Below are 12,062 nucleotides of genomic sequence, written 5' to 3' on the forward strand. Positions count from 1 at the left end.
TTTTCCCGGAATTGCCCTAGAAATCCTGGTAGTTCAACTCATTGATCTCGACCGCCGGCCGTTGCGGCGTCGAAGCCGTGACCACGGGGTCGATCAGCAGCGAAGCCAGCGTCTGCAGCGGCTCGACGCAGCTCGGCGCCTTGGCGATCAGCTCGGGCGCCGGCATCGGCTTGGCGGGCAGCAGCTCGCCCTGCGGCCAGATCTTGGCGAGCTGCACCTTCGTCATCGCCGCCACATTGACATCGATGTCCGTCAGCGTTCCCGGCACCCTGTAAGGGCAGCTCTTTTCCGAGCAATTGTCGGAGGAGACGAACTGCCAGAGGGCGTAGCTGTCCCAATTGCCGAGCGGGAAGGTGCCTTTTACGTCGGTCTTGTAGCGTGCATACCAGAGCGGCAGCCGCGCCAGGATCGGATAGTCCTGGCGGTGGTCGGCAATGAACTGCGCGGTATTGTGATTGGTATAGAGGATCGGATAGCGCCCGGTCCGCACCTTGATATGACCGACGAAGATCTGCGCGTCGGCAAGCGACATGAAGCGCGTCTGATCCAGCCCCTCGAGGTCCAGCACCATCAGCTCGTCCGGTTTCGGATCGGCATAGTCGAGAAAATGATTGGCCTGATCGACCGGATTGCCCGGGCGTCCCAGATGATAGGCGCCCCACAGAAGGCCGTTGGTTTTCGCCAGCAACCGCCGCGTCTGGTAAAGCTCGCGGCTCACCGCATATTTGCGCCACATGGTCTTGCAGTGCGCGAAGGTGTCACCGGCGTGATCGCCGGTGCAGCTAAAGCTTTCGGGGAGGCCGTCGGACGCCTTGGAGATGAAGGCGGCGATACGCTTGTCCTGCAGCAGCTTTTCCCAGTCGATGGTGTTCAGCTCGTAGGCGTCGACGATGAGGGCGTTTTGTGGATCGGTCCAGGGTTGGATTTCGCCGGCCGCAAGTCTCGAGGTCAGTCCCAGCAGGGCCAGGACGATCAGGAAACTGCAAATCAGAGGGTAAGTCTGCCGGTATCCCTTCATGAAACAAGGGTAAATAGCAGTGGTTAATCCTGGGTTAAGAATGTGCTCGCTACAAATTGACCGTGGAGCCTGTGCATAAGCCCTTAAATTGGTGCATATTTAAGGGAGAGACCAAATACCGCCGCGTCCAGGCGCAATCTGGGGACCTGCGGCGCGCAGGGGGAACCGTCCCCTCGACGGAACGTTAATCGCTGAGCACAAGACAAGCCAGGAATGGAGATACAAATGCTTGGTTTCCGTGCAAGAGTTGCCACAGTCGCTCTTTCGGCCGCCGTGGCTCTGACGAGCTTCACGCCGTCCTTCGCAATGCAGATGCCTGCCGCACCCGTTGCGGCGGCGGACAAGGCCGCTCCGGAAGGTGTCCAACAGATCCAGTGGCGCCGCTATGACGACTATGGCGGCTATCGCGGCGGCTACTATCGCCGCCACTACTATCGCGAGGGCTGGTACGGCGGTCATCGTGGCTACCGTGACTATCGTCGCGGCTATCGCTATCACAACGGCTACTGGTTCCCGCTGGCCGCCTTCGGCGCCGGCGCCCTGATCGGCGGCGCGATCGCCAGCCAGCCGCGCTACGTGGCTCCGCCGCGCGCCGCTGGGGTCAATCCGCGCCATGTCGACTGGTGCTATGCGCGCTATCGGTCCTATCGGGCCTACGACAATACGTTCCAGCCGTATAACGGCCCGCGCCAGCAGTGCTATTCGCCCTACTACTGAGCGAGCCAGGCTCTTGAACCAGAACCGTCCGGCCATCCGCCGGGCGGTTTTTTGTTGGTGGACGTCGGCGTCAGAGAATGTTGACCCGCTTCAAGAGCCACCAGGCAAGCAGCATCGAGGCGATGATCAGCGCGACGGCGTATTCTGTCCCGCCGCCGCCGCTCGAAAACGGCAGATTGGACGTGTTCATGCCGAAGAAGCCGGTCACCAGGGTCGGCGGCAACAGGAAGGCGGTCATGATCGACAGGATGTAGAGGTGCCGGTTGATCTCGGAGGACAGCTTCGAATCGATTTCCTCGTGCAGCAGGCGGGCACGCTCCTGCAGGGCATAGACGTCGTGGTCGACCGCCTCCAGCCGCCCGGTCAGCCGGCCGGCGACATCCTCGAAGCCGAGCGGCATTTCATCGTCGTCAGAGGCCGCCGCCCGCCGCATCAGCGTCAGCACGGTGCGCAGGTGCCGATGGAGCCGCACGATGGTACGGCGCACCGGCGGCAGCCGCCGTCGTTCGTCGCGTGGCGCGTTGTCGTAGACGAAGTCCTCGATGAGGTTCAGTTCCTCGGTGATCTCGATGACCAGCGAGATCAGCGTGCGCTGGAATTCGATGACCAGCAGCTCGAACAGATCGAGCGGACTTTCGAATTTCGCAGCGTTCTTCTCCACCGCCATCCGCGCCCGCTCGACGCTGCGCAGCGGCTGCAGGCGCGTCGTGATGATGAAACGGTCGGTCAGGACGAAATGCAGCCAGCCGATATCGCTGGTTTCCTGGTCGAACTCGCGCTGGAAATCGACCAGGGTTCCGAACAGCATCTGCTCGTCGACGGTGATCGTCGCATGGGTCTCGTGGGTGGTCAGCGCCGTGCGCGCCGGCTCGTTGAGCCCTGGGATGTCTTCAAGAAAAGCCGCGACGCGGGCATCGACGAGATTGAGATGCAGCCAGACGAAGCCTTCGCCGTCGAAGAGGCCGGGGCGCTGGATATCCTCGGACAGCCGCTCGGCCTTTCCCGCGCCGGGGCGGAAGCGATAGGCCCAGACAAAGCCGGGTATCCTGTTGGCTGTCATGATCGTGTGCATGGTCGGGCGGTTCGCATCATCAAGGGAGTTGCCATAGTCATTGTTCATGACGATTGTTTATGCAAGGCCGGGTCGATGTCTCAAATCTTGCCTTTTTGCCGTGCCTGAACGGTTCGCGCGAGCGATCAGCAATTTTGATGTGGCAATTGCCGGCTAAAAATTGACGCTTACGTAAAAATCAATTAGCTATAGGACATAGGCAGCCGATGGCATGGATGAGGTAGGCTTTCGGCATCGTCACTGCGGAGGAGATATCATGTACAAGGCGCCCGTTGAAGAAATCGCGTTCACGCTGAAGCATGTCGCTGGCCTGGAACAGGCAATGGAAGAGGGGCGTCTGGGCGATCTCAGCGGCGACGTCGTCGATGCCATTCTGACGGAGGCCGGCCGGTTCGCCGAGGATGTGATGGAACCGCTGGCCGAGATCGGCGACCGGCAGGGCGCCAAGCTCGTCGACGGCAAGGTGGTGCTGCCCGATGGCTGGGAGAAGCTTTATCGCGACTGGATCGCCGGCGGCTGGAACGGGTTGACCGCGCCGGAGGAATTCGGCGGGCAGGGCTTGCCGCATATGCTGAATATCGCGACGCTGGAAATCTGGAATTCCGCCTCCATGGCCTTCGGCCTGGCGCCGACCTTGACCATGGGGGCCGTCGAAGCCCTCATCGCCCATGGCTCTGAAGATCTCAAAGGCAAGTATCTGTCGAAGCTGGTTTCCGGCGAATGGGCCGGCACGATGAACCTGACAGAGCCGCATGCGGGCTCGGACGTCGGTGCGCTGCGCACCCGCGCCGAGCGCCGCGATGACGGCACTTATCGCCTCTTCGGCCAGAAGATCTTCATCACCTGGGGCGATCACGAGGCGGCTGAAAACATCGTTCATTTCGTGCTGGCCCGGCTTCCGGACGCGCCGGCGGGCACGCGCGGCATTTCCCTGTTCCTGGTGCCGAAATTCCTCGTCAACGACGACGGCTCGCTCGGCCCCCGCAACGACTATTTCGCCCATTCGCTGGAGCACAAGCTCGGCATTCACGGCTCTCCGACCTGCACGATGATCTATGGCGACGGCAAGTACGGCGCTGAAAAGGGCGCGGTCGCCTGGCTCGTCGGCGAGGAGAACAAGGGGCTCGCCTGCATGTTCACCATGATGAACAATGCCCGCCTCGCCGTCGGCATTCAGGGTGTGGCGATCGCGGAAGCGGCGACGCAGAAGGCGATCGCCTATGCCCGGGAGCGCACCCAGGGCCGGGCGCCGGGCACGACGGCATCGGGTATGAGCCCGATCATCGAACATCCCGATATTGCCCGCATGCTGCTGACGATGAAGGCGCTGACGCAGGGCTCGCGCGCCATCTGCTATGCCTGCGCCGAGGCGATCGACATGTCGCATCGCGATGCCGGCAAGGCGCGGCATTGGCAGGAGCGCGCCGCCCTTCTGACGCCGATCGCCAAATCCTTCTCCACCGATGCCGGCGTCGACGTCGCCTCGCTGGGTATCCAGGTGCATGGCGGCATGGGCTTCATCGAGGAGACGGGGGCTGCCCGCCTGCTGCGCGACGCCCGCATCGCGCCGATCTATGAAGGCACCAACGGCATCCAGGCCATCGATCTCGTCACGCGTAAGCTGACCATTGCCGATGGCGAGCATGTGCGCGGCTTCATCGGCGAATTGCGCGGGATCGCCGACGCCGTCGCCAAATCCAATCTCGATGGCTTCGGCGAGACCGCCGACCGGCTGAATGCCGCCATCGCCGATCTCGAAACGGCCAGCGACTGGCTGCTGGCGCGGCAGGCAGAAGGCCATGCGGCCGAGGCGCTGGCCGGGGCGACGCCCTATCAGCGGCTGTTCGGGCTCGTGCTGACGGGAAGCTATCTCGCCAAGGCGGCGTTGACGGACGTTGCCGATGGCGAGGGCGAGAAGCGCATCGCGCTTTGCCGTTTTGCCGCCGAGAACATGCTGGCCGAGACGGCGGCGCTTGCCGACCGCGTCGTGACTGGCGCTTCCAGCCTAGAAGCCGCGCGTATCGCTCTTGCCTGAGGAAAAATCCGTGACCGACCACATCCTGATCGAACGCCCCGAAACTGCGCCGCATGTGCAGGTGATCCGCTTCAACCGGCCGGAAAAGAAGAATGCCATCACCCGAGGCATGTATCAGGCGATGACCGATGCCCTGAAGGCGGCAAACGACGATCCGGACATCCGCGTCACCGTCTTTCTCGGCACCGAGGGCTGCTTCTCCGCCGGCAACGACATGGCCGACTTCCTGGCCTTCGCCATGGGCGGCAGCATGGGCCGCGAGGTACTGGATTTCCTGGGCGCGCTGGCGACGGCGAGAAAGCCCATCGTTTCCGGCGTCGATGGCCTGGCGATCGGTATCGGCACGACAATCCATCTGCACTGCGACCTGACGATTGCCTCCGACCGCAGCCTGTTCAAGACGCCGTTCGTCGATCTCGCCCTCGTCCCCGAAGCCGCCTCCAGCCTGATTGCGCCGCGCGTGATGGGCCACCAGCGCGCTTTCGCCCTGCTGGCGCTCGGAGAGGGATTTTCGGCCGCGGATGCCAAGGATGCCGGCCTGATCTGGAAGGTGACGACGCCGGAGACACTGGAGGCCGAAACCCTGTCGTTCGCCGCCAGGCTCGCGGCCAAGCCGCCCGAGGCACTGCGGATCGCCCGTGACTTGATCCGCGGTTCGACGACGGACGTTCTCGCCCGCATCGGCGAGGAGGCTGCGCATTTTGCGGCACAGCTCAAGAGCGCGGAAGCGCGGGCGGCGTTTGAGGCGTTCATGAAGCGGTGAGCGGGGTGATCCTCACCACGAGGGTCGGCCACCGGGTTTCCACCAGAAGCGCTTACTTCTCCAGTGCCGCCACCACCTCGACATGCGATGTCCAGAGGAATTGGTCGATCGGGGTCACCCTGGTGATGCGGTAGCCGCTGTCGGTGAGCAGGGCGAGATCACGGGCGAGCGTCAGCGGGTTGCAGGAGACGGCGACGATCTTCTTGACCGCCGAGCGGGCGAGTTCCTTGCTTTGGAATTCCGCGCCAGCGCGGGGAGGGTCGAAGACGACGGCGTCGTAATTCTTCAGCTCCTGCGCCATCAGCGGGCGGCGGAACAGGTCGCGCCGTTCGATGGTGACGGGCTTCAGGCCCTGCGTATTGCGGGCGGCATGGTCGAGAGCAGCCAAGGGCTTCTCCTCGCCTTCGACGGCGTGCACGCGGCCGATGCGCGCCAGGCGCAGCGAGAAGGTGCCGCTGCCGGCGAAGAGATCGGCGATCCGCTTCGCCTTGCCGACATGGGCGGCGACCAGCTCGGCCATGGCGTCTTCCGCCGGCTTTGTCGCCTGGGTGAAGGCGCCTGGCGGCGGCGAGACCAGCACGCCACCGAAATCGATCATCGGCTTCACCGGCTCGACCAGGATTTCACCGTTCAGCGAGACGCGGGCGATGCCGCGAAGGGACAGTACCGTTTCGATGGCGCTGCGCCGCTGCTGGTCGGAGAGCTTCTTGATGCCGTCGATGGCGAGGTCGAGGCCGGACAGCGTTTCGAGCACGGAGATGCGGAAGGCCTCGGCATTGACGGCGACCGCGGCGCCGACCGCGCGGATTGCCGGCAGCCGCGAGATGATCCCGGCCGCGGCGATCGGACATTCCTCGATGGCGACGATATGATGGCTCTCGGCCTGATTGAAGCCGATCAGCATGCCCTTCTCGGTCTTGCGCGCGGCAAAGACGACACGGCGGCGCTCGCCGGGATGGGCGGCGATGATCTCGTCCACCTCCGGCGTCAGCCCCTTGGAGCGCAGCGCATCGGCCACGAGCTGACGCTTGAAGGCGCGGTAGGGTGCATCGGCATAGTGCTGGAGCGTGCAGCCGCCGCAGGTGCCGTTGAGGCCCTCGGGGCCGAAGTGCCGACAGTGCGGCTCCCGGCGCTCGGGCGAGGCCGATGCGATCGACATCAGCGTGCCCTGGTGCTTGATCCGCGCGATGGCGACGGTCTCGCCGGGCAGCGTGAAGGGCACATAGACCGGCCCGTCGGCACTTTGTGCGATGCCGTCGCCCTGGGCGCCAAGCTTCTGGATGGTGACGGTTTCGGTGCTCATGGCTTGATCCCTGCGAGAAGAAATTCCTGGTTGCCGTCGCCGCCCGTGATCGGCGAGGGGATAAGGCCGAGGCTGCGCCAGCCCATATCCTCGATGAACCAGCGCTCCAGTTCGGCGGCAACGGCGGGTGCGGAGGCCGGGTCCTTCAGCAGACCGGCCTTGCCGATCGCGTCGCGTCCGGCTTCGAATTGCGGCTTCACCAACAGCGCCGCGCGCGCCTGCGGTTCGGCCAGCGCGAGAGCCGGGGCAAGCGCCAGCTTCAGCGAGATGAAGGAGACATCGGAGACGATGAAGCTCACGGGTCCGCCTATATCCTCGATGGTCAGATTGCGGGCATTCAGCCCCTCGATATTGGTCACGCGCGGATCGCCGGCGATGCGCGGATGCATTTGCCCATGGCCGACATCGATCGCGGTGACATGCGCGGCACCCCGCTCCAGCAGGACTTCGGTAAAGCCGCCGGTGGAGGCGCCGACATCGAGACAGTGCCGGCCTTGCGGATCGAGCTGGAAGTGATCGAGCGCGGCAACGAGCTTCAGTGCCGCGCGGGAAACATAATCCTGGGCCGGATCGTCGATGGCGATCGCGGCATGTTCGGTAAACAGGGCGCCCGGCTTGGTCACCAGCTTGCCGTCGACGGTTACCGTGCCGCGCTGAATGGCGTCGCGCGCCCGCGATCGGCTGGCGAAAAGCGAGAGCGTGACGAGAAGCTGGTCGAGGCGTTGCGGTTCGGACATGGGCTGTCCATGCCGGGCAATGGCCGAGGTTGCAAGCGTTTTGTGCCGCGGCCGCCGTTTGCGGCCTCCTCATGGGCGGGAAACTGCTTCGGAAAACGGCGGCCTGCGTTTGATCCTGGGCGAAGTTAAATGATTTTAAAGTTAGAGCGTCTACTTATGCGGGGGATTGCGATTGTCCGTTTTCGAGACAGTCGCCTGCCATGACGGCTTCGTGCTTTCGCGCACCAATCAATGCCTCTTCCTTGAATTTTCGAACATTCGAACCGCGCACCTCCCGGTGGTTCGGCGATGTTCGTAAGGACCAGCGCTCAGGAGGCGCTTGCCCATGTTTGCGAAGAATCTCTCCTTGAATGGCAAGCTTGCCATCACCTTTGCCGCGCTTATCGCCATTTTTGCCTGCGTTTCAGCACTCGTCTACGCCAAGGAAGAGGCGTCCGCCGCCGCCGCGATCGAGCGCGCCAAGTCGCAGCAGCTCGTCAACCTGATCGATGATTCCCAGCAGGCCATGCTGGAACAGGCGGTCAACCTGCGCGGCTTCCTGCTGTTTCGAAGCGACAGCACCTATGGCGATATCTTCGCCAATCGCGACCGCATGCTGAAGGGCATCTCGGCGGCCAAGGTTGCCGCCGCAAACGAGCCGGCGCTTCTGCAGTCCATCGACAATATGCAGAAGGCTGCCGATCTCTATTTCCATCAGCTGGCCGAGCCGCAGGCAAAGGCTCGCAAGGAAACGGAGATGCCGATCGACCAGATCGTCAACATCGGCCGCAACGAGACCAAGGGTCAGCTTGACGGCTTCCGCGAGGCTGCCGCGAAGATCAAGGAAGCGGCCCGCGCCAAGGCCGGCGAGCTGACGGCGATCCAGGAAGGTGCCAACAGCGACCTGCGCCTGACGCTGATCATCGGCGGCATTGTCGCCTCGATCGCAGCCGCCGTGCTGGCCTGGCTGCTGTCGCGCACCATCGTCCACCCGATTGTCGGCATGACCGCCGCTATGGGCCGGCTCGCCGGTGGCGAGCATGCTATCGACGTTCCGGCCGTCGGCCGTGGCGATGAAGTCGGCCGTATGGCCGATGCCGTTCTCGTCTTCAAGGATGCAGCGATCGAGAAGCTGCGCCTTTCCGGCGAGACCGAGCGCATGCGCGGTGATGCCGAGCGCCAGCGCCAGCTGAGCGACGAGCAGAAGGCGCGCGAAGACGGTGAAATCCGCTTCGCCATGGAGGCCCTGGCAAGCGGCCTTTCGACTTTGGCCGCCGGCGATGTCGCCGCGCGCCTCGACCGTGCCTTCGCGCCGCAGTTCGACAGCGTCCGCGCCGACTTCAACAATGCCGTCGAGAAGCTGGAAGCCGCCCTGCAATCCGTCGGCACCAATGCCGCCGCGATCAATGCCGGCGCGACGGAGATCCGCTCGGCTGCCGACGATCTCGCCCGCCGCACCGAACAGCAGGCCGCCGCCGTCGAAGAGACCGCTGCAGCCCTCGAAGAGGTGACGACGACGGTCCGCGACTCGGCCAAGCGCGCCGAGGATGTCGGCCATCTCGTTGAACGCGCCCGTCAGGGTGCCGAGAAGTCCGGCGAGGTGGTGCGCAAGGCGGTCTCCGCCATGCAGCAGATCGAAAAATCCTCGGGCGAGATCAGCAATATCATCAGCGTTATCGATGACATCGCCTTCCAGACCAACCTTCTCGCGCTCAACGCTGGCGTCGAGGCTGCCCGCGCCGGTGATGCCGGCAAGGGCTTCGCCGTCGTCGCCCAGGAGGTGCGCGAACTGGCGCAGCGCTCGGCCAATGCCGCCAAGGAGATCAAGGCGCTGATCACCACCTCGAGCGATCAGGTCAATACCGGCGTCTCGCTCGTCGGCGAGACCGGCAAGGCGCTGGAACTGATCGTCTCGGAAGTGCAGGAGATCAATCGTCACGTCGGCGCGATCGTTACGGCGACCCGCGAGCAATCGACCGGCCTGCAGGAGATCAACACCGCCGTCAACAACATGGACCAGGGCACGCAGCAGAATGCCGCCATGGTCGAAGAACAGACGGCGGCAAGCCATGCGCTCGCCCGCGAGGCGGCATCCCTCAACGAACTCCTGCAGCAGTTCCGCCTCAGCGGCGGCAGGCCGGTGGAGGCCAAGCGCCCGGTGGCGGCGTCGACGCAATCGAGGCCGGCCGCCTCGCCGGCACGCGCGCTTGGCCGCACCGTCGCCAAGGCGTTCGGCGGCAAGGCAACGGCGGCAGCCGCTGCTCAGGACGAGTGGGAAGAGTTTTGATCTATCACCCTCCCCTCGATGGGGAGGGTCGGCACATCGTGCCGGGGTGGGGTGATGGCGGCATAGGCCGAAGTCTCATTTCTTTTCGTGGGATATCACCCCCACCCGCCGCTTTGCGGCGACCTCCCCCTTCAAGGGGGAGGTTAATCTATCCAGCAGCTCCGATAATCCGGCTGCGTCCCAACGCCTTGAACACCGTCTGAACGATGCCGGCCCGGTCGAGACCGGCCTTGGCGTTCATGACCTCGGGCTTGGCCTGTTCCATCCAGACATCGGGCATGACCAGCGAGCGGATCTTCAGGCCATTGTCGAGCAGGCCTTCGCTGGCGAGGAACTGCATGACCTGGCTGCCGAAACCGCCCACCGAGCCTTCCTCGATGGTGATCAGCACTTCGTGATGGCTGGCAAGCTGGCGGATGAGGTCGTGGTCGAGCGGCTTGGCAAAGCGCGCGTCCGCAACCGTCGTCGGCAGGCCGGCGGCATCGAGATCCTCGGCGGCGGCCAGACTGTCGGCGAGCCGCGTGCCGAAGGACAATAGCGCCACCTTCGAGCCCTGCTTGACGATGCGGCCCTTGCCGATTTCAAGGATGTCGCCGCGTTCCGGCAGCTCGATACCGACACCTTCACCGCGCGGATAGCGGAAGGAGATCGGTCCGAGATCATAGGCGGCGGCGGTGCGCACCATATGCTTCAGTTCCGCCTCGTCGGCGGCTGCCATGACGACGAAACCGGGCAGGGTGGCGAGGAAAGCGGTATCGAAGGAGCCGGCATGCGTCGGTCCGTCGGCGCCGACAAATCCGGCGCGATCGATCGGGAAGCGCACCGGCAGGCCCTGGATCGCCACATCATGCACCACCTGGTCGTAGGCGCGCTGCAGGAAGGTCGAATAGAGCGCGGCGAACGGCTTGAAACCCTCGGCGGCAAGGCCGGCGGCGAAGGTAACGGCATGCTGCTCGGCAATGCCGACATCGAAACAGCGCTTCGGGAAGAATTCCTGCAGCTTGTCGAGGCCGGTGCCGTTCGGCATGGCCGCGGTGATGCCGACGATCTTGTCGTCGAGCGCCGCTTCCTGCACGAGCGCGTCGGCAAAGACGCTGGTATAGCTCGGCGCATTCGGCTTCACCTTGGCCTGCGCGCCGGTGATGACATCGAACTTGTTGACGCCGTGATACTTGTCAGCCGCCGCTTCGGCCGGCGCATAGCCCTTGCCCTTCTGCGTGACGACATGGATCAGGACCGGACCCTGCGCATTGTCGCGGACATTGCGCAAAACCGGCAGCAGATGCTCGAAGGAATGACCGTCGATCGGGCCGATGTGATAAAAGCCCATCTCTTCGAACATCGTGCCGCCGGTGACATAGCCGCGCGCATGCTCGACGGCGCGGGTGATGGCGCGGTCGACATTCTTGCCGAGATAGGCGGTCAGTTTTTTGCCGAAATCGCGGAAGCCCATATAGGTGCGGCCGGAGGCGAGGCGGGCCAGATAGGCGCTCATCGCGCCCGTCGGCGGGGCGATCGACATGTCGTTGTCGTTGAGGATGACGATCAGCCGGGCGTCGAGCGCACCGGCATTGTTCAGCGCCTCATAGGCCATGCCGGCCGACATCGCGCCGTCGCCGATGACGGCGATCACCCGACGGTCGGTCTTGTCGAGTTCGGAGGCGACGGCCATGCCGAGACCGGCAGAGATCGACGTCGACGAATGCGCCGCGCCGAAGGGATCATATTCGCTCTCGGCACGGCGGGTGAAGCCGGAAAGCCCGTCCTCCTGGCGCAGGGTGCGGATGCGATCGCGCCGGCCGGTCAGGATCTTGTGCGGATAACATTGGTGCCCGACATCGAAGATCAGGCGGTCGTTCGGCGTGTCGAAGACATTGTGGATGGCGATGGTAAGCTCGACGACGCCGAGGCCGGCGCCGAGATGTCCGCCCGTGCGCGAGACCGCATCGATCATCTCGTCGCGGACTTCGCGGGCGAGTTGCGGCAAGTCCCGGTCGTCCAGCTTGCGCAGGTCGGAAGGATAGTGGACCTGGTCCAGCAGGGGCGTCTCTGGCATTTGTGTCAAGGCTGGAGCCTCTTTCTTGCTATTCTTGGGCGGCAGCCCGCCTTTACGTCAAAACAGATTGCGGCAAAAGCCGACGAATTCAAGGA

Annotated in this window: 9 protein-coding genes; 4 read left to right on the forward strand and 5 right to left on the reverse strand. The window is 64.2% G+C overall.

What is annotated here, in order from left to right; genetic code table 11:
• Nucleotides 1-16: 16 nt before the first annotated feature.
• Nucleotides 17-1,018, reverse strand: coding sequence for a GH25 family lysozyme (locus FHX11_RS07195; RefSeq protein ID WP_184356496.1), 1,002 nt, complete (start codon nt 1,016-1,018; stop codon nt 17-19).
• A 225-nt stretch (nt 1,019-1,243) separates the two neighbouring features.
• Here FHX11_RS07195 and FHX11_RS07200 point away from each other — a divergent pair, with 225 nt between their 5' ends.
• A complete protein-coding gene (locus FHX11_RS07200; protein ID WP_184356498.1) occupies nt 1,244-1,735 on the forward strand; it encodes a BA14K family protein in 492 nt (163 codons plus the stop codon).
• A 70-nt stretch (nt 1,736-1,805) separates the two neighbouring features.
• Here FHX11_RS07200 and FHX11_RS07205 read toward each other — a convergent pair whose 3' ends face one another.
• Nucleotides 1,806-2,807: a transporter gene (locus FHX11_RS07205; protein ID WP_184357513.1), complete on the reverse strand. Its 1,002-nt coding sequence runs from the start codon at nt 2,805-2,807 to the stop codon at nt 1,806-1,808.
• Nucleotides 2,808-3,063: 256 nt separating this feature from the next.
• On the opposite strand from FHX11_RS07205, the gene FHX11_RS07210 reads away from it, so the two are divergent.
• Together FHX11_RS07210 and FHX11_RS07215 are read left to right on the forward strand one after the other, a co-directional pair.
• Nucleotides 3,064-4,842: an acyl-CoA dehydrogenase gene (locus FHX11_RS07210; protein ID WP_184356500.1), complete on the forward strand. Its 1,779-nt coding sequence runs from the start codon at nt 3,064-3,066 to the stop codon at nt 4,840-4,842.
• Between the two features lie 10 nt (nt 4,843-4,852).
• Nucleotides 4,853-5,605, forward strand: a complete 753-nt coding sequence (locus tag FHX11_RS07215; protein WP_184356502.1) for a crotonase/enoyl-CoA hydratase family protein — start codon at nt 4,853-4,855, stop codon at nt 5,603-5,605.
• 52 nt (nt 5,606-5,657) lie between these two features.
• On the opposite strand, the gene FHX11_RS07220 is transcribed toward FHX11_RS07215, so the two are convergent.
• A complete protein-coding gene (locus FHX11_RS07220; protein WP_184356504.1) occupies nt 5,658-6,908 on the reverse strand; it encodes a class I SAM-dependent RNA methyltransferase in 1,251 nt (416 codons plus the stop codon).
• A complete protein-coding gene (locus FHX11_RS07225) occupies nt 6,905-7,645 on the reverse strand; it encodes a TlyA family RNA methyltransferase (RefSeq protein ID WP_184356506.1) in 741 nt (246 codons plus the stop codon). The genes FHX11_RS07220 and FHX11_RS07225 overlap by 4 nt, the downstream gene beginning before the upstream one ends.
• Before the next feature lie 325 nt (nt 7,646-7,970).
• Between FHX11_RS07225 and FHX11_RS07230 the strand changes: the two genes are divergently transcribed.
• Nucleotides 7,971-9,911: a methyl-accepting chemotaxis protein gene (locus tag FHX11_RS07230; RefSeq protein ID WP_184356508.1), complete on the forward strand. Its 1,941-nt coding sequence runs from the start codon at nt 7,971-7,973 to the stop codon at nt 9,909-9,911.
• 148 nt (nt 9,912-10,059) lie between these two features.
• Here FHX11_RS07230 and dxs read toward each other — a convergent pair whose 3' ends face one another.
• Entirely contained in the window at nt 10,060-11,976 is a 1,917-nt protein-coding gene (gene dxs / locus FHX11_RS07235) for a 1-deoxy-D-xylulose-5-phosphate synthase (protein WP_184356510.1), read from the reverse strand.
• Between the last annotated feature and the right edge of the window lie 86 nt (nt 11,977-12,062).

Origin of the sequence: Rhizobium sp. BK602, assembly GCF_014195095.1 — a bacterium.
Classification (GTDB): Bacteria; Pseudomonadota; Alphaproteobacteria; order Rhizobiales; family Rhizobiaceae; genus Rhizobium.